This is a genomic window from Streptomyces sp. NRRL S-37 (assembly GCF_000721605.1).
In the GTDB taxonomy this organism is placed as follows: Bacteria; Actinomycetota; Actinomycetes; order Streptomycetales; family Streptomycetaceae; genus Streptomyces.
In genome coordinates, this window is record NZ_JOIZ01000007.1 from 246,040 (window position 1) to 264,287 (window position 18,248).

The following is an 18,248-nucleotide window of genomic DNA, read 5'->3' on the forward strand; positions in this document are numbered from 1 at the left end:
CGAGTCGCGATCTCTCGAGGCTCATGACACCCACCCTGCTGGAAACGGTGAGCATCTGGTGGATGGATGTCACTCACGCCCTCAGATGAGCGGCATGCGTACACCGGAGGCCGAAATGCTCCCGCTTTTCAGAAAGGGTGTGTCTCACGAGGTGGTGCAGGCGGTCGAGCCCATTACGTTCCCGTGTGCGGTCCGTGGGGTTCAATGCGGGTATGGAGAACGCGCTGTGGGACCGGCTCCCGGTCGAGGTGCGGTCGGAGGTGGACGGCCTCGTTTCGGCCGGACGGAACGTGCAGGCCGTTGCTGTGATCCGGGACCGTGTCGGTCTGCCGGTGCCGAGTCTGCACGAGTGCGTTGATCTGGTGGATCAGCGATTCAGCGCGTTGCGGCAGGGCCCGACACACTCGTGAAGTCGCGAGGCCCCGTCAAAGGAACGGGCGGGCCGGCCGGCCCCGGGCGTGCGGAGCTCATGCGCTTCCTCACGCGAGCCTCAGACCAGTGCGGCCCCCGCGCAGCAGCCGAGGGCCGCGCCCGTCAGGCTCAGGGCGAGAAGGACGTTGCGCGCGCGCTCCTCCGAGGGCCCCGATGCCGCCACCGTGCCGCCGCGGTCGAGCCGCACGCACCACAGCAACAAGGCGGTGCCCCACCTGCGGAACAGCCAGCGTCCGTACAGCAGGCCGGGCAACAGGGTGCTCAGCAGGCCTATGACGGCCATGATCACCCTGCTCTGGGACGTGTCGGCGATGAACACGGCGGACCACAGGAAGCGGGCCCCGAGGACCGCACCCGCCACGACGGGCACCACGGCGGCCGGCATGGGTCCGCGGACGCCCTCCCGCCACAGGTGGGCGAGCAGTGCCAGCGCCCCGAAAACCGCCACCCACGGCCCCGCCAGCGCGTAGCCGGTGCCCGACGGACACGGCACACCGATACGCGGACCGCAGTTCTCGGCCCTTCCGGCGAACCCCCATGCGAACATGAAGAAGCTGCTCACTCCACCCAGGATCAGCAGATTGAGGCAGAGCACGGTGATTCCGGACGCGAGCATATTGTTCGGAACAGGCTCTTCGTCACACACGTTTCCCCCATTTATGTGTGCGCCGAATGCTACTGGACGTGATCGGACGGTCCCGGGAGCGGTTGCGACCGCAGGTCGTGGAAGATTTCGGGGGCGGAGGGCCCGGAGTTCTGTCGTAGGGGTCTTCCGGGCGGTCCCGGCCCGGTGAAGCCCGGACCGCCGGGGTGGCGCGGGAGTCGGACCGTGGTCCGCGTCGAGGGCGCCCGACGGCTGGGGGAGCGGCCCGACGGCCGCGTGGCAGCAGGCGCTCGCCCCGTCCACTTCGCCGCACCGCAATAAGGTGCCCGCATGAGCATCATCGGAGTCGGGATCGACGTGGCCGAGATCGAGCGGTTCGCGGCGTCGCTGGAGCGGACGCCGGGGCTGGCTCAGCGGCTCTTTCTGGAGAGCGAGCTGCTGCTGCCCAGCGGGGAGCGGCGCGGTGTCGCCTCGCTCGCCGCGCGGTTCGCCGCCAAGGAGGCCCTCGCCAAGGCGCTCGGCGCGCCCGCGGGGCTGTACTGGACCGACGCCGAGGTGTGGTGCGAGGACAGCGGGCAGCCCCGGCTGCGGGTGACGGGGACGGTGGCGGCGCGCGCCGCCGAGCTGGGCGTACGGTCCTGGCACGTGTCGCTCAGCCATGACGCCGGGGTGGCCTCGGCGGTCGTGATCGCGGAGGGGTGAGGGCGGTGCCCGCACCCGCCCTTCCCCTCGCCTTCCCCGGGGCCGGGGTCGACCTGCCGGTCTGGGGCGAGGTGTTCCTCGTCGTCGCCGCCGTGCTCACCGTCGTCTTCGCCCTCGTACGGCTGCTCCGTAATTTTCGTCGTTGACCCGGGTGCGTGCTTCGGATGAACCGGGGTAGACGCGGAGAGCCGGTGCCTGGAGCCGGGCCGAACGAACAGGGAGGGCGAACAGTGACGTCGACGATGGCGCGGACCGACCGAGCTCAGACAGTGACCGAACTGCCGGAGGTCGCCGATCCCGGTCAGGTCGCGCCGAAGGACGCCCGGGAGCTGTCCAAGCAGTTCTTCCGGCGGCTGACGGAGCTGGAAGAGGGCACGCACGAGTACCAGTACGCGCGCAACACCCTCATCGAGATGAACATGTCCCTCGTCCGCTTCGCGGCCGGCCGGTTCCGCAGCCGGGGTCCGGAGGAGATGGAGGACATCGTCCAGGTCGGCATGATCGGGCTGATCAAGGCGATCGACCGGTTCGAGCTGTCCCGCGAGGTGGAGTTCACCTCCTTCGCGATCCCCTACATCGTCGGCGAGATCAAGCGGTTCTTCCGTGACACCTCGTGGTCCGTGCACGTGCCGCGCCGCCTCCAGGAGGCCCGGGTGCAGCTCGCCCGCGCCACCGAGGAACTGCGCAGCCGGCTGGGCCGTACGCCCACGACCGCCGAGCTCGCGCAGCTGATGAGCCTGACCGAGGAAGAGGTCAACGAGGCCCGGATCGCCTCCAACGGCTACAACTCCGCCTCCCTGGACGCCGCCATCGGCAGTGAGCCGGACGGCGAGAGCGTGCTCGCGGACTTCATCGGCACCGAGGACGCCGCGCTGGAACTGGTCGAGGACTTCCACGCGCTGGCCCCGATGATCGCCGAGCTCGACGAGCGCGAGCGCAAGATCGTGCACTGGCGGTTCGTGGAGGAGCTGACGCAGGCGGAGATCGGCGAGCGGCTCGGCTGCTCCCAGATGCATGTCTCGCGGCTGCTGTCGCGCACGCTGAAGCGGCTGCGGGCGGGGATGCTCACCACGAGCTGAGGCCGGGCGGCCCAGACGTACGGGGACGGGGTGCGGCACACCATGCCGCACCCCGTCTCCTTGTGTCGGCAAGACGCCGGCAGGGCGTCAGCAGATCGACTGGCTGCTGTTCACCAGCCGGTTGTTGCGGAACGTCGTGTTCTCGCCGCAGGGGCTCTCGCGGATCGACGAGTTCGTCACCGTGAGGTTCTGGACGGTGATGTCCCGGTTGTTCGCGAACTCCGAGCGCGCCGCCAGGCGGATCTCGCCGCCGCCGGTGACCGTGCCGCTCTGGGCGGCGAGGTTCACGTTGTAACAATTTTCGATGAGGATCGCGTTGTTGCCCGTGTTCGAGAGCGTGATCCTGTCGATCGTCGCGCCGCCGCTCTCCGAGACGCAGAACACACCCCGTCCGCCGCCGCGTGCGACGACCTCGCCGACGCGGATGTTGGTGGAGTAGGAGCTGCCGATCCGGCCGTTGCGGTTGGCCATGCGGAAGGCCGCGTACCCGGTGCCGGTGCCGGCGTTCTCCGCGTCCACCTTGGAGACGGTGGCGTTGATGGTCTGGTTCAGCAGCAGGCCCGACTCGCCGACGTTGCGGGCGGTCACCGTGCCGACGGTGAGTCCGTCGACGCCGTACGTCTCCACGGCGTGGCTGGACGCGCCGGAGACGTACACGTTGTCGATGCGCACGTTGCGCGTCCACTGGCTGGTGTCGCCGCGGTTGTCGATGCGGACGCCGAGGCCGCGGGTCAGGCGCATGTCGATCTGGCCGAGGACGACGTTCTGCACGTTGCGCAGGAAGATCCCGTACAGCGGGGCGCCGGTGACGTCGAGGTGCTGCACCTCGATGTCGCGGGTGCCGCGTGAGTAGACCGGGGCCTGGTCGCCGGAGCCGCTGCCGGTGACGTCGATGGTGCCGCAGACGTCCAGGGTGGTGTAGCTCGGCAGGGAGATGCGGGAACCGGCGGAGACGGAGCCCGAGCCGCGGACCACCACCCGTTCCTTGCTGGTGCGGCCGGAGGACAGGCTGTTGATCGCCGCCTGTACGGCCGCGCGCATGTCGCCGCCGGTGTAGACGGTGCTGCCGCCGCGCCGGGCGGTCCAGGTGCTGCCGCTGAGTACGGCCTCGGCCTGGTAGGAGCCGTCGCCGCAGGCCGCGGCGCGGGCGGGGGCCGGGGCCGCGGCGGTCACGGCGGTGGTCGTGGGGGCGGCCGTGGCGGGGGCCGTCATGACGCCGGCCGTGGTGAGGAGTGCGGTGGCGCCGGCTGCGGTGAGGAGTGCGGCTCTGCGTCCCATGGGTCCTCTGCTTCTCTCGTCGAACCGATTCGACTGAATCGATTCATCCGGTGGGGGGCCGAGAGTTTGGCAAGGGCATGGCAAGGAGTCAAGCGGTCCGCCTCCCGCTTACGGGAGTTGACGGGCCGTCTGCGGGAGACTCGGACGCATGCGTACTGCGTACAACGTGGAGACGGTCAGGACGGCGGAGCGGGAACTGATGGCACGGCTGCCGGAGGGGGCGCTGATGCAGCGCGCCGCCGCCGGGCTCGCCGCCGCCTGCGCGGATGTGCTGGGGCGGGTGTACGGCAGCAGGGTCGTCCTGCTCGTCGGCAGCGGGGACAACGGCGGCGACGCCCTGTACGCCGGCGCCCGGCTCGCCCGGCGCGGCGCGGGCGTGAACGCGGTGCTGCTCGCGCCGGAGCGCGCCCACGGCGGAGGGCTCGCGGCGCTGCGCCGGGCGGGCGGGCGGACCACGGGCACGGACGGCGCCGAGGCGCTGATCGAGCGGGCCGATCTCGTCGTCGACGGCATCGTCGGGATCGGGGGGAAGGGCGGGCTGCGCCCGGAGGCGGTGCCGCTCGCCGAGGCGGCCGGGCGGGCGCGGGCGGCCGTGGTCGCCGTCGACCTGCCGAGCGGGGTCGACGCCGACACCGGGGAGGTGCGGGGAGCGGCGGTCCGCGCCGACCTCACGGTCACCTTCGGGACGCACAAACCGGGGCTGCTGATCGATCCGGCGCGGGAGTACGCGGGGTCGGTGCGGCTGGTCGACATCGGGCTGTCGCTCCCGAAGGAGCCGGAACTGGAGGCGTTGCAGCACGCGGACGTGGCCCGGCTGCTGCCGGTGCCGGCCGCCGAGAGCGACAAGTACCGGCGGGGCGTCGTCGGGATCGCCGCCGGGTCCTCCCGGTATCCGGGGGCGGCGGTGCTCGCGGTGGCGGGGGCGCTGCGGGGCGGTGCGGGGGCCGTACGGTACGTCGGCCCCGCCGGGCAGGCCGTGATCGCCCGCTTCCCCGAGACGCTGGTGTCGGACGGCGGGCCGCGGCGTGCGGGGCGGGTGCAGGCGTGGGTGGTCGGGCCGGGCGCCGGGGACGACGCGGCGACGGTCGCGGAGGTGCTGGCGGCGGACGTGCCGGTACTGATCGACGCGGACGGGCTGCGGCTGGCCGAGGCGTCGGCGGTACGGGGGCGGCGGGCGCCGACGCTGATGACCCCGCACGCGGGGGAGGCGGCGGCGCTGCTCGGGGTCGAGCGGGAGGAGGTCGAGGGGGGCCGGCTGGCGGCGGTGCGGGAGCTGGCGGGGCGGTACGGGGCGACGGTGCTGCTGAAGGGGTCCACGACCCTGATCGCGTCCTCGGGAGGGGGCGTGGTGCGGGTGAACCCGACGGGGACGTCGTGGCTGGCCACGGCGGGGAGCGGGGACGTGCTGTCGGGGCTGGCGGGGTCGCTGCTGGCGGCGGGGCTGTCGGCGGTGGACGCGGCGAGTGCGGGGGCGTATCTGCACGGGCTCGCGGGGCGGTTCGCGGCGGACGGGGCGCCGATGGGGGCGCACGATGTGGCGGAGGGGATCGCGGGGGCTTGGCGGAGTGTGGTGCGGGGGTGAGCGGCTGCTCGGCGTAGGGGTGGGGCGGGGTTGACCGGCTGCTCGGCGTAGGGGTGGGGCGGGGGTAGGGTGCGCAGCCCGGCGCTTACGGGGTGCCGTCGCGCCCACCCTCCCCCATTGCCCGAAAGGCATGGGAGGTACCCCCATCGCCCTGCGGCACGATTGCCCGCGGCTTGCGGGGTGGAGGGCTCTGAGAGACTGGGCGGGATGAACGAGACAGTTGCCCCGGGTGGTGCGGAGCTGCGGGCCCGTGCCGAGATCGACCTCGCCGCCGTGCGGGCCAATGTGCGGGCCCTGCGCGAGCGGGCACCCGGCGCCGCCTTCATGGCCGTGGTCAAGGCCGACGGGTACGGGCACGGCGCGGCCCCCTGCGCCCGGGCCGCCGTCGAGGCCGGGGCGACCTGGCTGGGCACCGCCACCCCGCAGGAAGCGCTCGCGCTGCGCGCGCCCGGTGCCGGGGTGCCGGACGGCGTACGGATCATGTGCTGGCTGTGGACGCCCGGCGGGCCCTGGCGGGAGGCGATCGAGGCCGGCCTCGACGTGTCCCTGAGCGGCATGTGGGCGCTGGACGAGGTCACCCGGGCGGCCCGTCTCGCCGGGCGGCCCGCGCGGGTGCAGCTCAAGGCCGACACCGGGCTCGGGCGGGGCGGCTGCCAGCCCGGCGACGACTGGGCGGAACTGGTCGCCGCCGCGCTGCGCGCCGAGGCCGAGGGGCTGGTCCGCGTCACCGGCCTGTGGTCGCACTTCGCCTGCGCCGACGAGCCGGGCCACCCCTCCATCGCCGCCCAGCTCACCCGGTTCCGGGAGATGGTCGCGTACGCGGAGGGGCAGGGCGTCGACCCCGAGGTGCGGCACATCGCCAACTCGCCCGCCACCCTCACCCTCCCCGAGAGCCACTTCGACCTCGTGCGCCCCGGCATCGCGATGTACGGCGTCTCGCCCGGCCCCCGGATCGGCACCCCCGCCGACCTGGGACTGCGCCCGGCGATGACCCTGTCCGCCTCGATGGCCCTGGTGAAGCACGTCCCCGGCGGCCACGGCGTCAGCTACGGCCACCACTACCTCACCCCGGGCGCCACCACCCTCGGCCTCGTCCCGCTCGGCTACGCGGACGGCATCCCCCGCCACGCCTCCTCCACCGGGCCGGTGCTGGTCGAGGGCAAGTGGCGCACGGTCGCCGGGCGGGTCGCGATGGACCAGTTCGTCGTCGACCTGGGCGGGGACGAGCCGGGGCCGGGCGCCGAGGCAGTCCTCTTCGGGCCCGGCGACCGCGGCGAGCCCACCGCCGAGGACTGGGCGCAGGCGGCCGGGACCATCGCGTACGAGATCGTCACCCGCATCGGAACCCGCGTCCCGCGCGTCTACGTCCATGACGGGAACGACGCGGACGAGGGGAGCGGTACGTGAGCGAGGGCATCGCCGAGGCCGCGGTCTCCGCGGCCTCGGCAGCCGGCGCGTCCGGCGGGGGCTGGCGCCGGGCCACCGGTGTCGCGGGTGTCGCGATAGGCGTGCTCGCCACCGGGGCCGCCGCGGGCGTCGCGATAGAGCGGATGACGGTCGGCCGGGGCATGCGCAGGAAGGCCCGGCTCGCCCTCGACTCCGCGGGACCGTACGGCGCGCTGCGCGGCACCCCCGGCAAGGCGTACGCCGACGACGGCACCGAGCTGTACTACGAGGCCGACGACCCCGACCCCGCCCCGACCCCCGAGCGGCGGCGCCGGCTGTTCGGCCGCAAGGCGCCCGCCCCGGTCACCGTGGTCTTCAGCCACGGTTACTGCCTCAACCAGGACTCCTGGCACTTCCAGCGGGCCGCGCTGCGGGGCGTCGTACGGACCGTGCACTGGGACCAGCGCAGCCACGGCCGTTCGGCGCGGGGTGCGGCGCAGGCGGAGCGGGGCGAGCCGGTCACCATCGAGCAGCTGGGGCGGGACCTGAAGGCCGTCATCGACGCGGCGGCGCCCGAGGGGCCGCTGGTGCTGGTCGGCCACTCCATGGGCGGGATGACGGTGATGGCCCTCGCCGACCAGTACCCGGAGCTGATCCGGGAGCGGGTCGTGGGCGTCGCCCTGGTCGGTACGTCGTCGGGGCGGCTCGGGGAGGTCAACTTCGGGCTGCCGGTGGCCGGCGTCAACGCGGTGCGGCGGGTGCTGCCGGGGGTGCTGAAGGCGCTGGGGCAGCGGGCCGAGCTGGTGGAGCGGGGGCGCCGGGCCACCGCGGATCTGTTCGCGGGGGTCATCAAGCGGTACTCGTTCGCGTCGCGGGACGTGGACCCGGCGGTCGCCCGGTTCGCCGAGCGGATGATCGAGGGCACGCCGATCGACGTGGTCGCCGAGTACTACCCGGCGTTCAGCGACCACGACAAGACCGAGGCCCTCGCCCACTTCGCCGGCCTGCCGGTGCTGGTGCTGGCCGGGGTGGACGACCTGGTCACGCCGAGCGAGCACAGCGAGGAGATCGCAGGTCTGCTGCCCGACGCGGAACTGGTGCTGGTCCCGGACGCGGGGCACCTGGTGATGCTGGAGCACCCGGAGGCGGTCACCGACCGCCTCGCCGACCTGCTCGTCCGCGCGGGCGCGGTGCCCGCAGGGGCTACCGTTGGACGCTATGGAAGCAGCAGCACCGCACAACCCGGCTGAGCCGGCGCCGACCGCGAACTCCGTCGACGTCGGGCTGACCGTCACCTCCCCCGAGCAGATGCGCGAACTGGGCCGCAGGCTCGCCAAGTTGCTGCGCGCCGGCGATCTGGTGCTGCTCTCGGGTGAGCTGGGCGCGGGCAAGACGACCCTGACCCGGGGCCTCGGTGAGGGGCTCGGCGTGCGGGGCGCGGTCACCTCGCCGACGTTCGTGATCGCCCGGGTGCACCCGTCGCTGGGGGACGGTCCGCCGCTGGTCCACGTCGACGCGTACCGGCTGTCGGGCGGTCTGGACGAGATGGAGGACCTCGATCTCGACGTCTCGCTGCCGGAGTCGGTGATCGTCGTGGAGTGGGGCGAGGGCAAGGTCGAGGAGCTGACCGAGGACCGTCTCCAGGTCGTCATCCACCGGGCGGTCGGCGACACCACGGACGAGGTGCGCGAGGTGACCGTGACCGGCCTGGGCGAACGCTGGACGGCGACCGACCTGACCGTACTGTCGGCCTGACCGTCCTACCGGGCCACGCGGCCCGACTGCCCCGTCGGCTCGGACGTGCTGCCGGTCTGACCAGGCTGTCGGTTCGACCGCCTCGTCGACTGACAGGGCCACGCGGCCCGACCGGCCTACGCCGCCTCGCGGTGCCCTTCGGCCGGTTCGCAGGGCCGGGGTTCCGGGGCGCTGGGCGGGGTGGAGACCGCGGCGGCCGCGGCGCAGGACGCCAGCAGGTCGCGCATCGGGATTCCGGAGAGGCCGGAGACCGGCTGGGGCCGCGACTGCGCCGTGGTCCGGCGGGCGCTCTGGTGGGCCGGCATGGACGCCTCCTGAAGGACGGGGGCGGGCGTGGTTAGGCAGACCTAACCACGGACTGGATACCATGTGACCACGCCCGGGACGCCGAACGCAACATCTTGCCGACGTCTTGTCGGAATGTGCGGCCCCCGTTCACGCGATCCGGCCGGAACGCGCACACCGGGACTCACCGCACGACGACGACCTTCCGCCCGATCGTCGCGAACCCCCACATCGCCTCGCCGTCCGCGCGCGTCTCCCGGATGCCGCCCGTCCGCTGCTCCGGGTCGAGCCGTGGCGCCGAGCCGTCGACCGCCGCGCTGAACCCGATCGCCGTGCCCTCGACGGAGGCGAACCGCACCACGTGCTCGACCGGAACGCCGTCCGATCCGGTGACCGCCGCGGACCGGGACGTGACCCGGTAGGTGCCCGGTTCCGGGTCCACCGTGCTGGGGCTGACCCCGTAGGTGCGCCGCACCCTGCCGCTCTCCTCGACCAGCCACACCCGGTCCCTGCCCAGCGCGTACACGACCCGTTCGCCCGTCCCCGACCGTGCGGGCAGGGCGGCGGGATGGCCGTTGCCCCGGAGGGCCTTCTGGACGGCCGCCGCGGTGCCGGGCGCCGGACGGTGCGGCCCGGCCGGGGCGGTCACCGCCGCCTGGTGGCCGAGGTAGCCGATCGTCGCGAGGGCCGCCGCGGTCAGCCCCGCCACGATCGCCGAGCTGGTGCCTGCCACCGTCGTCACCTCTGTCCTGCTCTGTCCCGTTATCCACGTACGTCGTCGTGACCGTAGCAGCACGTGACCGTCCGGCCCGTGCGGCCGTGGCCGGGGCCCGGGAGCCGTAGGCTGTTTGCGTGCTCTTGCTCGCTCTGGATACCGCCACCCCCGCCGTCACCGTCGCGCTGCACGACGGTCACGACGTCATCGCCTCGTCGAGCCAGGTGGACGCCCGCCGCCACGGCGAGCTGCTGCTCCCGGCGATCGACCGGATGCTCGCCGAGGCGGGTTCCCGGCTGGACGCCGTCACCGGGATCGTCGTCGGCACCGGCCCCGGCCCGTACACCGGGCTGCGCGTCGGCCTGATGACCGCGGACACCTTCGGGCTCGCGCTCGGCGTGCCCGTGCACGGTGTGTGCACGCTGGACGGCCTCGCCTACGCGGCCGACCTGGAGGGCCCCTTCGTCGTGGCGACCGACGCCCGCCGCAAGGAGGTCTACTGGGCGCGCTACGCCGACTCCCGCACCCGTCTCACCGGTCCCGCCGTGGACCGGCCCGCCGACATCGCGGACGAGGTGGCCGGGCTCCCGGCCGTCGGCGCCGGCGCGCTGCTCTACCCGGACACCTTCCCCAGGGCGCACGAGCCCGAGCACGTGTCCGCCGCCGCCCTGGCCCGGCTGGCCGCCGAGCGGCTGGCGGCGGGCGAGGAACTGCCCGCGCCCCGGCCGCTGTACCTGCGCCGGCCCGATGCCCAGGTCCCCAAGAACTACAAGGTGGTCACCCCCAAGTGACCGGATCCGAGACTGCCGTGCTGCGCGAGATGCGCTGGTGGGACATCGACCCCGTACTGGAGCTGGAGCGGGACCTGTTCCCCGAGGACGCCTGGTCGCGCGGGATGTTCTGGTCCGAGCTGGCCCACGCGCGCGGGCCCGGGGCGACCCGGCGCTACGTCGTCGCCGAGGAGGACGGCCGGATCGTCGGCTACGCGGGCCTCACCGTCTCCGGCGCGGAGGCCGAGGGCGGCGAGGCCGGTGACGGCGCCAGCGTCCAGGCGGCCGACGTGCAGACCATCGCCGTCACCCGGGACCACTGGGGCACCGGCCTCGGCTCGCGGCTGCTGACCGAGCTGCTGCGGGCGGCGACCGCCTTCGAGTGCGCCGAGGTGCTGCTGGAGTGCCGGGTCGACAACGTGCGCGCCCAGAAGCTCTACGAGCGCTTCGGCTTCGAGACCATCGGCGTGAGGCGCGGCTACTACCAGCCGGGGAACGTGGACGCCCTGGTGATGCGACTGACCGACCCCTCCACCTCCGTGAACCCGGCGGGTCCCGTCGACGGGACCGGCGTACAAGGAACCGAAGCCAATGACTGACGAACCCCTGGTCCTGGGGATCGAGACCTCCTGCGACGAGACCGGTGTCGGCATCGTGCGCGGGACCACCCTGCTGGCGGACGCCGTCGCCTCCAGCGTCGACGAGCACGCCCGCTTCGGCGGCGTCGTCCCCGAGGTGGCGAGCCGCGCCCACCTGGAGGCGATGGTCCCCACCATCGAGCGCGCGCTGAAGGAGGCGGGCGTCGGCGCCCGCGACCTCGACGGCATCGCCGTCACCGCCGGTCCCGGACTCGCCGGCGCGCTGCTGGTCGGCGTGTCGGCGGCCAAGGCGTACGCCTACGCCCTCGGCAAGCCCCTCTACGGCGTCAACCACCTCGCCTCGCACATCTGCGTCGACCAGCTGGAGCACGGCGCCCTGCCCGAGCCGACGATGGCGCTGCTGGTCTCCGGCGGCCACTCCTCCCTCCTGCTCTCCACGGACATCACCTCCGACGTCCGCCCCCTCGGCGCGACCATCGACGACGCGGCCGGCGAGGCCTTCGACAAGATCGCCCGCGTGCTGGACCTGGGCTTCCCCGGCGGCCCGGTCATCGACCGCTACGCCCGCGAGGGCGACCCGGACGCGATCGCGTTCCCGCGCGGACTGACCGGCCCGCGCGACCCCGCGTACGACTTCTCCTTCTCGGGGCTGAAGACGGCGGTGGCCCGCTGGATCGAGGCCAAGCGGGCGGCGGGGGAGGAGGTGCCGGTGCGTGACGTGTCGGCGTCCTTCCAGGAGGCGGTCGTCGACGTCCTCACCCGCAAGGCCGTACGGGCCTGCAAGGACGAGGGCGTCGACCACCTGATGATCGGCGGCGGCGTGGCCGCCAACTCCCGGCTGCGGGCCCTGGCCGAGGAGCGCTGCGAGGCGGCCGGCATCCGGCTGCGCGTGCCGCGCCCCAAGCTGTGCACGGACAACGGCGCGATGGTGGCGGCGCTGGGCGCGGAGATGGTCGCCCGGAACCGCCCCGCCTCCGGCTGGGACCTGTCGGCGGACTCCTCCCTTCCGGTGACGGAGCCGCACGTGCCCGGACACGACCACGTCCACGAGGTCAGCAAGGAGAACCTGTACTCGTGACCGTCGCCCTGATGTGGGAGGCGCGGGCGGTTCCCGGCCGGGCCGCGGAGCTGCTCGCGTGGACGCAGGAGCGGGCCCGCGAACTCCCCGGCCGCCCCCTGCGCCGCGAGACCTTCCGCGCCCCGCAGGACCGCGTCCTGGTCATCACCTGGTGGGACGCCCCGTACGACGCGGACCTCCCCGAACTCCCGGAGCCGGACGGCGACCTGACCGCCCGTCCGGTGCACCGGTGGAGGTTCGAGTCGCTCGGCGGGGTCTGACCCGGCGTCTTCACGCCCGGTCCCCGTCCGGCTCGGCCGGAACGACATCGTGGCGCTCCGCGTCGTGGTCGCCGGGCTAGGGTCATGGCCGATGCGATGACGGGCGGGGCGGGGTCTCTCCAGGCGCGGTGGTCATGGAGCTCCTGCCGGGTGGACGGGCGGCCCGCATACGGACGATTCTCGCCGAATGTTTCGGATTGAATATCGAATGTTCCGGGAATCCATGATTCCCGGAGGGGTTCGTCGAAAGGGCCCGCAGGGTTACGATCGCGGCCATGACTTCCCCGCAGCCCGCTGAAACCCGGACGCAAGGGCGCAGAGCCCGGACGGCGACCCTCGCGGAGATCGCCCGCGAGGCCGGGGTCTCCGCCCCGACTGTTTCGAAAGTCCTCAACGGTCGTGCCGACGTCGCCCCCGCCACCCGCAGCCGGGTCGAGGGGCTGCTGCGCGCCCACGGCTACCGGCGCCGCCGCGCCGAGGCCACCCGCTCGCCCCTGATCGACCTGGTCTTCCACGAACTGGAGAGCGCCTGGGCGATGGAGGTCATCCGGGGCGTGGAGAACGTGGCCCGGGACGAGGGCCTGAGCGTCGTCCTCTCCGAGAGCGCGGGCCGGCTCACGCCCGGACGCACCTGGGCCGACCAGGTCGCCGCGCGCCGCCCGCACGGCGTGATCCTCGTGCTGTCCGGCCTCGACGAGTCCGGGCGGGCCCTGCTGACCAGCCGCTCCATCCCGTTCGTGGTGATGGACCCGGCCGGCGACCCGGGCACCGACGTGCCCTCCATCGGCGCGACCAACTGGCAGGGCGGGCTCGCCGCGACCCGGCACCTGGTGGACCTGGGCCACACCCGGATCGGCGCGATCAGCGGGCCCACGCGGATGATGTGCAGCCGGGCCCGTATCGACGGTTACCGGGCCGCCCTGGAGACCGCCGGGCTGCCGGTCGACCCGGGGCTGATCATGACCGGGGACTTCCACCACGAGGCCGGCTACCGGCAGGGGCTCGCCCTGCTGCGCCGCGAGGACCGGCCCACCGCGGTCTTCGCCGGCAACGACCTCCAGGCCCTCGGGCTGTACGAGGCCGCGCGCGAGCTGGGGCTGCGGATCCCGGAGGACCTGAGCGTGGTCGGGTTCGACGATCTGCCGGTGGCCCGCTGGGTGGGGCCGCCGCTGACGACCGTACGGCAGCCGCTGACGGAGATGGCCGAGGCGGCGGCCAAGCTGGTCCTCGATCTGGGCAGGGACGAGGACTCGGCGGCGGCGACCCGGGTGGAGCTGGCGACGAGCCTGGTGGTGCGGAGCAGTACGGCGGCGCCGGCGGGGGCGTGAGCCGGTCCGAAAGTTTCGGAGCGCCGGACGGCATACGGGAAGTCTGAGAATTTCACAAGAAAACTCTCCGGGAGTCGCCGCTCGTCATAATTCGGACTTATGTTCCTGCCTGTGAGGGGACATGAGAAGAGCGGCGGGACCGGGGACGACGGGGACGAGGCCGGGAGCGGGGGCGGGGGTTCGGGCATACGGACGGGCCGGCGGGCGAGAGCGCTGAGGATCACGGGGCTGACGCTGGCCGGCCTGCTGGTCCTGGGCGCCGGAGCGGCCGGCTGGGCGTACTGGCAGCTCAACGACAACATCGACAGCGTCGACATCAACAACGCCCTGGGCGACGACCGCCCCGTCAAGGCCGTGACCGCGCCGTCCCCGGACGCGTCCGCCACGGCCGCGCCCCTGCCGACCGGATCCCTGAACATCCTCGTGCTCGGCTCCGACTCGCGCAGCGGTGAGGAGAACCGGGCGCTCGGCGGCGGCGACAGCGGCGGCGCCCGCTCCGACACCGCCATGGTCGTCCACCTCGACGCCGGACGGACCGCCGCGACGGTGGTCAGCATCCCCCGCGACACCCTCGTCGACCGGCCCTCCTGCCCCCTGGAGGACGGGGAGTCGACCCGTCCGGCCTCCGGGGTCATGTTCAACACCGCGTACGAGGTGGGCGGTCCGGTGTGCGCCGTGAAGACCGTCGAGTCGCTCACGGACGTCCGCATGGATCACTACATCGAGATCGACTTCTCCGGCTTCGCCCGTCTGGTCGACGCGCTCGGCGGGGTCACCGTCACCACCGAGGAGGACATCGACGACGACCGCAGCCACCTCACCCTGGACGCCGGCACCCACCACCTGGACGGCACGGACGCCCTCGCCCTGGCCCGTACCCGGTACGACATCGGCGACGGCAGCGACCTCGGCCGCATAGGGCTCCAGCACCAGCTGGTGAAGGCGCTGCTGGAGCAGATCGCGGCCGAGGACCTGCTGACCAGCCCCACCCGGCTGTACCGGCTCGCCGACACCGTCACCGACAGCCTCACCACCGACACCGGCCTGGACTCGCTCGGCGAACTCACCCGCCTCGCCCAGAGCCTGCGGGACCTCCCGTCCGACCAGGTCACCACCCTCACCATGCCGGTCGTCCCGGCCCCCTGGGACCGCAACCGCGTGATCGCGGACGAGCCGGAGGCGGGGGAGCTGTGGGCGTCGCTGAGATGAGGTGATCACCCGTTCGGCTGACCGGCAGGAGGACTTGGTGCGGTACGCGTCACGGATTCGTACCGGCCGGGCCCGGTGTCTCAGCGCACCGGGTGGCCCAGCAGCATCGTCGGGGCGCCGGCGACGCGGGTCAGGAAGACCGTGACGGACGCGGGGCCGTGCGGCTTGGGCAGGACCTTGCGGCGCAGTTCCTCCGGCTCCACCGCCGAGCCGCGCTTCTTGACGGTCAGGACGCCGACCTCGCGCTCGCGCAGCAGCGCCTTCAGCTTCTTGACGTTGAACGGGAGCCGGTCGGTGATCTCGTACGCGGTGGCGTACGAGGTGTGGTGCGCCTCGTCGGCGGTGACGTAGGCGATGGTCGGGTCGATCAGGCCGCCGTCCACCTCCTCGGCCACCTCGGCGACCAGGTGGGCGCGGATGACGGCGCCGTCCGGCTCGTACAGGTACCGCCCGACCGGCCGGACCTCGGGGTCCGGGAGCATGGTCCCGGGTGTCACGTAAATGCTGTCGACGGCGGGCAGCAGTGTCGCCCGCCGCGCCCCCGGCGTCTCGTCCGGGCCGAACCACAGCACGGCCTCCTTGACGTCCCCGCCGTCCGAGATCCACTCGGCCGTCGCCTCCGCGGGGATCGCCTCGTGCGGAATGCCGGGCGCGATCTTCAGCAGGCCGCGCGGTGCCCCGAGCGCGGCGGAGACGGCCCAGGACAGGGGAGGGGAGTAGGCCTCCGGGTCGAAGATCCGGCCGCGCTTGGAGGAACGCCGGGCGGGGTCGACGAACACGGCGTCGTACCCGGCCGTGTCCACCTCCGTCACATCGGCCTCGCGCACCTCGATCAGTCCGGCGAGACCGAGCGCGTCGGCGTTGGCGCGGGCCGCCTCGCAGGTCAGCGGGTCACGGTCGACGGCAAGGACCCGGATCCCGGCGCGGGCGAACGCGATCGCGTCGCCGCCGATGCCGCAGCACAGGTCGGCGACGGACCGCACCCCGAGCGCCTGGAGGCACTCGGCCCGGTACGTCGCCACACTCGCCCGCGTCGACTGCTCCACCCCGTTGGGCGTGAAGAACATCCGCCGCGCGTCCTCCGCCCCGAACTTGGCCACCGCGCGCTGCCGCAGCCGCGCCTGGCCGAGCGCGGCCGACACCAGGCCGGCGGGGTGCTCGCGGCGCAGGCGGGTGGCGACGGCGAGTTCGTGCGCCGGGTCGGTGTCGCGCACCTCGTCGAGGAGGGCGCGGCCTTCGGGAGTGAGGAGGGGAGCGAGGTCGTTCACCGGGTCATTGTGGGCCAGTCGGTGGACCGTGCGCCTCCGGCCGCAGTGTCGGGCCGGGTCCGGACCGGACGGCTGCGAGGATCCGGCACCATGCGAGCAGTAGGACAAAACGATAAAAGGTGGCCGTTCGGTGGTGTACGGATCGGCCTCGCGGTACTCGCTCTCGCCTCCATCGCCTCCGGCTGCGGACCGGACGGCGACGGTGGTGCCCGGGTCGAACCGGCGGGCGGCCAGCAGCCCCTGAAGGCACCCCCGGCCCGTGCGCTCGACGCCTACGCCACCCGGTTGCGCGCGGCGCATGCCGCGCGGGTCGCCGCCGCGAAACGCTGGGGACTGAGGAAGGTGCCCCTGACCGCCCCGCCGCCCCCGGCGAAGAAGCCCAGGATCACCACCCGCGACGGCTTCGAGGTCGACGGCCACCGCCGCCTGGAACTCCCCCCGGTCTTCACCACCGTCCCCACCGACGAGAAGATCCTCTTCCTCACCATCGACGACGGCGCCGAGAAGGACCCCGCGTTCCTGCGGATGATGAGCGAGCTGAAGATCCCGTACAGCGCCTTCCTCAGCGACTACCTCGTCAAGGAGGACTACGGCTACTTCAGGGAGATGCAGGGCCGGGGCGTCGCCCTGAACAACCACACCCTCCACCACCCCTACCTGCCGGCCCTGTCCTACGCCCGCCAGAAGCGCGAGATCTGCGGCATGCAGGAGGTCATCGAGGAGCGCTACGGCGAGCGCCCCGCCCTCTTCCGCCCGCCCTACGGCAACTACGACAAGGCCACCCTGCGCGCCGCGAAGTCCTGCGGGATCACCCACGTCCCCCTCTGGAACGAGGAGGTCTTCGTCGACCACTGGGAGTACCGCGAGTGGGACCGCGACCTGCACCCCGGCGACATCGTCCTCACCCACTTCCGGGGCCGCGAGGACTGGAAGGGCACGATGCCGGACATGATCCGCCGCTTCCTGGACAAGGTCACGGCGGAGGGGTACGCGGTGGCCCGCCTGGAGGACTACCTGTGAGGGTCCGTGTCCTGGCGGGCGCCGTCGCCCTGCTGGCCGTGGTCGCCGGATGCGGTACGGGGGAGGGGGCGGGGGACGGTACGGGCGGCCGCTCCCCCGGAGCCGGTCCTGCGCCGGAGAACGGCGCCCTCCCGCCCGTCGTCGACCGCGTCCCCACCCGCGACAGGGTCGTCTTCCTCACCTACGACGACGGCGCCGAACGCGACCCCCGCTTCATCGACCTGGTGCGCGAGCGCCGGCTCCCCGTCAGCCTGTTCCTCACGGACACGGTGGCCGGCCCCGGATACGCGCACTTCGCCCGCCTGCGCTCGGTCGGCGCGAGCCTGCAGAACCACACCCTCGACCATCCCGCCCTGCGCGGCCTGCCGTACGCCGGCCAGCGCGCCGAGATCTGCGGCCAGCAGCGCAAACTCACGTCCCGCTTCGGCGTCCGCCCCCGCCTCTTCCGCCCGCCCTACGGCATGTACGACACCATCACCCTGCGGGCCGCCGCCGACTGCGGCATCGAGACGGTGGTCCTGTGGCGGGCCACCCTGGAACCCGACGGCCACCTGACCTACACCGACGGCCCCCACCACCCGGCCCCCGGCGACATCATCGCCGTACCGTCGGGCGAGGCCCCGCCGCTGTCACTGACGGAACGGACGACACGGCTGCTGGGGGAGCTGGAGGAACGGGACCTGAAGGTGGGCAAGCTGGAGGACTACGTCGGCCGCATCACCCCGCCGACGGCCCCTGACGAGCACGGTTCACCTCTCAGCCCATCGACGGCCCCTGACGAGCACGGTTCACCTCTCAGCCCATCGACGGCCCCTGACGAGCACCGCTCACCTCTCAGCCCACCGACGGTTCCCGGCGAGCACCGCTCACCTCTCAGCCCGTCCGGGGGTACCCCCTC

The 18,248-nt window shown here is 73.3% G+C and carries 20 protein-coding genes and 1 pseudogene; 16 read left to right on the forward strand and 5 right to left on the reverse strand.

Annotated features, from left to right (window positions below):
* The first annotated feature begins 212 nt into the window (after window positions 1–212).
* Entirely contained in the window at window positions 213–410 is a 198-nt protein-coding gene (locus IH50_RS0114045) for a hypothetical protein (protein ID WP_037872402.1), read from the forward strand.
* An 80-nt stretch (window positions 411–490) separates the two neighbouring features.
* On the opposite strand, the gene IH50_RS0114050 is transcribed toward IH50_RS0114045, so the two are convergent.
* Window positions 491–994, reverse strand: a complete 504-nt coding sequence (locus IH50_RS0114050; protein WP_234328157.1) for a hypothetical protein — start codon at window positions 992–994, stop codon at window positions 491–493.
* A gap of 372 nt (window positions 995–1,366) precedes the next feature.
* Between IH50_RS0114050 and IH50_RS0114055 the strand changes: the two genes are divergently transcribed.
* From IH50_RS0114055 to IH50_RS0114065, 3 genes are all read left to right on the forward strand, one after another.
* Window positions 1,367–1,738, forward strand: coding sequence for a holo-ACP synthase (locus IH50_RS0114055; protein WP_030861039.1), 372 nt, complete (start codon window positions 1,367–1,369; stop codon window positions 1,736–1,738).
* A 5-nt stretch (window positions 1,739–1,743) separates the two neighbouring features.
* Window positions 1,744–1,884: a hypothetical protein gene (locus tag IH50_RS42020; RefSeq protein WP_199822081.1), complete on the forward strand. Its 141-nt coding sequence runs from the start codon at window positions 1,744–1,746 to the stop codon at window positions 1,882–1,884.
* Window positions 1,885–1,980: 96 nt separating this feature from the next.
* Window positions 1,981–2,817 (forward strand): RNA polymerase sigma factor SigF, encoded by an 837-nt coding sequence (locus IH50_RS0114065; RefSeq protein ID WP_030861040.1) that lies wholly within the window; start codon window positions 1,981–1,983, stop codon window positions 2,815–2,817.
* 87 nt (window positions 2,818–2,904) lie between these two features.
* On the opposite strand, the gene IH50_RS0114070 is transcribed toward IH50_RS0114065, so the two are convergent.
* Complete coding sequence (locus IH50_RS0114070) at window positions 2,905–4,095, reverse strand: hypothetical protein (RefSeq protein ID WP_030861043.1); 1,191 nt, start codon at window positions 4,093–4,095, stop codon at window positions 2,905–2,907.
* Window positions 4,096–4,243: 148 nt separating this feature from the next.
* Between IH50_RS0114070 and IH50_RS0114075 the strand changes: the two genes are divergently transcribed.
* From IH50_RS0114075 to tsaE, 4 genes are all read left to right on the forward strand, one after another.
* Complete coding sequence (locus IH50_RS0114075) at window positions 4,244–5,677, forward strand: bifunctional ADP-dependent NAD(P)H-hydrate dehydratase/NAD(P)H-hydrate epimerase (RefSeq protein ID WP_030861045.1); 1,434 nt, start codon at window positions 4,244–4,246, stop codon at window positions 5,675–5,677.
* 207 nt (window positions 5,678–5,884) lie between these two features.
* The gene (gene alr / locus IH50_RS0114080; protein ID WP_030861047.1) at window positions 5,885–7,084 is read left to right on the forward strand and encodes an alanine racemase; all 1,200 of its coding nucleotides are present in this window, start codon (window positions 5,885–5,887) and stop codon (window positions 7,082–7,084) included.
* On the forward strand, window positions 7,081–8,313 hold the full coding sequence (locus tag IH50_RS0114085; protein ID WP_030861049.1) for an alpha/beta fold hydrolase: 1,233 nt from the start codon (window positions 7,081–7,083) through the stop codon (window positions 8,311–8,313). Before alr ends, IH50_RS0114085 begins: the two co-directional genes overlap by 4 nt.
* Window positions 8,282–8,818: a tRNA (adenosine(37)-N6)-threonylcarbamoyltransferase complex ATPase subunit type 1 TsaE gene (tsaE, locus tag IH50_RS0114090; protein ID WP_030861051.1), complete on the forward strand. Its 537-nt coding sequence runs from the start codon at window positions 8,282–8,284 to the stop codon at window positions 8,816–8,818. Before IH50_RS0114085 ends, tsaE begins: the two co-directional genes overlap by 32 nt.
* Before the next feature lie 116 nt (window positions 8,819–8,934).
* Here the strand turns inward: tsaE and IH50_RS0114095 are convergent, their stop codons facing one another.
* Together IH50_RS0114095 and IH50_RS0114100 are read right to left on the reverse strand one after the other, a co-directional pair.
* The gene (locus tag IH50_RS0114095) at window positions 8,935–9,123 is read right to left on the reverse strand and encodes a hypothetical protein (RefSeq protein ID WP_030861053.1); all 189 of its coding nucleotides are present in this window, start codon (window positions 9,121–9,123) and stop codon (window positions 8,935–8,937) included.
* A 164-nt stretch (window positions 9,124–9,287) separates the two neighbouring features.
* Entirely contained in the window at window positions 9,288–9,836 is a 549-nt protein-coding gene (locus IH50_RS0114100; protein WP_030861055.1) for a hypothetical protein, read from the reverse strand.
* Window positions 9,837–9,955: 119 nt separating this feature from the next.
* Here IH50_RS0114100 and tsaB point away from each other — a divergent pair, with 119 nt between their 5' ends.
* From tsaB to IH50_RS0114130, 6 genes are all read left to right on the forward strand, one after another.
* Entirely contained in the window at window positions 9,956–10,609 is a 654-nt protein-coding gene (tsaB, locus tag IH50_RS0114105) for a tRNA (adenosine(37)-N6)-threonylcarbamoyltransferase complex dimerization subunit type 1 TsaB (protein ID WP_030861057.1), read from the forward strand.
* A complete protein-coding gene (gene rimI / locus IH50_RS0114110) occupies window positions 10,606–11,187 on the forward strand; it encodes a ribosomal protein S18-alanine N-acetyltransferase (protein ID WP_030861059.1) in 582 nt (193 codons plus the stop codon). The genes tsaB and rimI overlap by 4 nt, the downstream gene beginning before the upstream one ends.
* Window positions 11,180–12,265 carry a tRNA (adenosine(37)-N6)-threonylcarbamoyltransferase complex transferase subunit TsaD gene (tsaD, locus tag IH50_RS0114115; RefSeq protein ID WP_030861060.1) on the forward strand — a complete coding sequence of 362 codons (1,086 nt, stop codon included), beginning with the start codon at window positions 11,180–11,182 and terminating at the stop codon, window positions 12,263–12,265. The genes rimI and tsaD overlap by 8 nt, the downstream gene beginning before the upstream one ends.
* The gene (locus IH50_RS0114120; RefSeq protein WP_030861062.1) at window positions 12,262–12,525 is read left to right on the forward strand and encodes a hypothetical protein; all 264 of its coding nucleotides are present in this window, start codon (window positions 12,262–12,264) and stop codon (window positions 12,523–12,525) included. The genes tsaD and IH50_RS0114120 overlap by 4 nt, the downstream gene beginning before the upstream one ends.
* 275 nt (window positions 12,526–12,800) lie before the next feature.
* Complete coding sequence (locus IH50_RS0114125) at window positions 12,801–13,853, forward strand: LacI family DNA-binding transcriptional regulator (protein WP_030861063.1); 1,053 nt, start codon at window positions 12,801–12,803, stop codon at window positions 13,851–13,853.
* 99 nt (window positions 13,854–13,952) lie between these two features.
* Window positions 13,953–15,062 carry an LCP family protein gene (locus IH50_RS0114130; protein ID WP_078913962.1) on the forward strand — a complete coding sequence of 370 codons (1,110 nt, stop codon included), beginning with the start codon at window positions 13,953–13,955 and terminating at the stop codon, window positions 15,060–15,062.
* Window positions 15,063–15,142: 80 nt separating this feature from the next.
* Here IH50_RS0114130 and IH50_RS0114135 read toward each other — a convergent pair whose 3' ends face one another.
* Entirely contained in the window at window positions 15,143–16,330 is a 1,188-nt protein-coding gene (locus IH50_RS0114135) for a THUMP-like domain-containing protein (protein ID WP_030861067.1), read from the reverse strand.
* Window positions 16,331–16,420: 90 nt separating this feature from the next.
* Here IH50_RS0114135 and IH50_RS0114140 point away from each other — a divergent pair, with 90 nt between their 5' ends.
* Entirely contained in the window at window positions 16,421–17,350 is a 930-nt protein-coding gene (locus tag IH50_RS0114140) for a polysaccharide deacetylase family protein (protein WP_051767303.1), read from the forward strand.
* Window positions 17,347–18,060: pseudogene (locus IH50_RS0114145) on the forward strand (polysaccharide deacetylase family protein); the annotation flags it as partial. The gene IH50_RS0114140 and the pseudogene IH50_RS0114145, both read left to right, overlap by 4 nt.
* Window positions 18,061–18,248: the final 188 nt, after the last annotated feature.

Bases quoted from the DNA above. Each gene is read 5' to 3' on its own strand.
- IH50_RS0114045 (WP_037872402.1), top strand. From the start codon at position 213: ATGGAGAACGCGCTGTGGGACCGGCTCCCGGTCGAGGTGCGGTCGGAG.
- IH50_RS0114055 (WP_030861039.1), top strand. From the start codon at position 1,367: ATGAGCATCATCGGAGTCGGGATCGACGTGGCCGAGATCGAGCGGTTC.
- IH50_RS0114065 (WP_030861040.1), top strand. From the start codon at position 1,981: ATGGCGCGGACCGACCGAGCTCAGACAGTGACCGAACTGCCGGAGGTC.
- IH50_RS0114070 (WP_030861043.1), bottom strand. From the start codon at position 4,095: ATGGGACGCAGAGCCGCACTCCTCACCGCAGCCGGCGCCACCGCACTC.
- IH50_RS0114075 (WP_030861045.1), top strand. From the start codon at position 4,244: ATGCGTACTGCGTACAACGTGGAGACGGTCAGGACGGCGGAGCGGGAA.
- alr (WP_030861047.1), top strand. From the start codon at position 5,885: ATGAACGAGACAGTTGCCCCGGGTGGTGCGGAGCTGCGGGCCCGTGCC.
- tsaE (WP_030861051.1), top strand. From the start codon at position 8,282: ATGGAAGCAGCAGCACCGCACAACCCGGCTGAGCCGGCGCCGACCGCG.
- IH50_RS0114095 (WP_030861053.1), bottom strand. From the start codon at position 9,123: ATGCCGGCCCACCAGAGCGCCCGCCGGACCACGGCGCAGTCGCGGCCC.
- tsaD (WP_030861060.1), top strand. From the start codon at position 11,180: ATGACTGACGAACCCCTGGTCCTGGGGATCGAGACCTCCTGCGACGAG.
- IH50_RS0114125 (WP_030861063.1), top strand. From the start codon at position 12,801: ATGACTTCCCCGCAGCCCGCTGAAACCCGGACGCAAGGGCGCAGAGCC.
- IH50_RS0114130 (WP_078913962.1), top strand. From the start codon at position 13,953: ATGTTCCTGCCTGTGAGGGGACATGAGAAGAGCGGCGGGACCGGGGAC.
- IH50_RS0114140 (WP_051767303.1), top strand. From the start codon at position 16,421: ATGCGAGCAGTAGGACAAAACGATAAAAGGTGGCCGTTCGGTGGTGTA.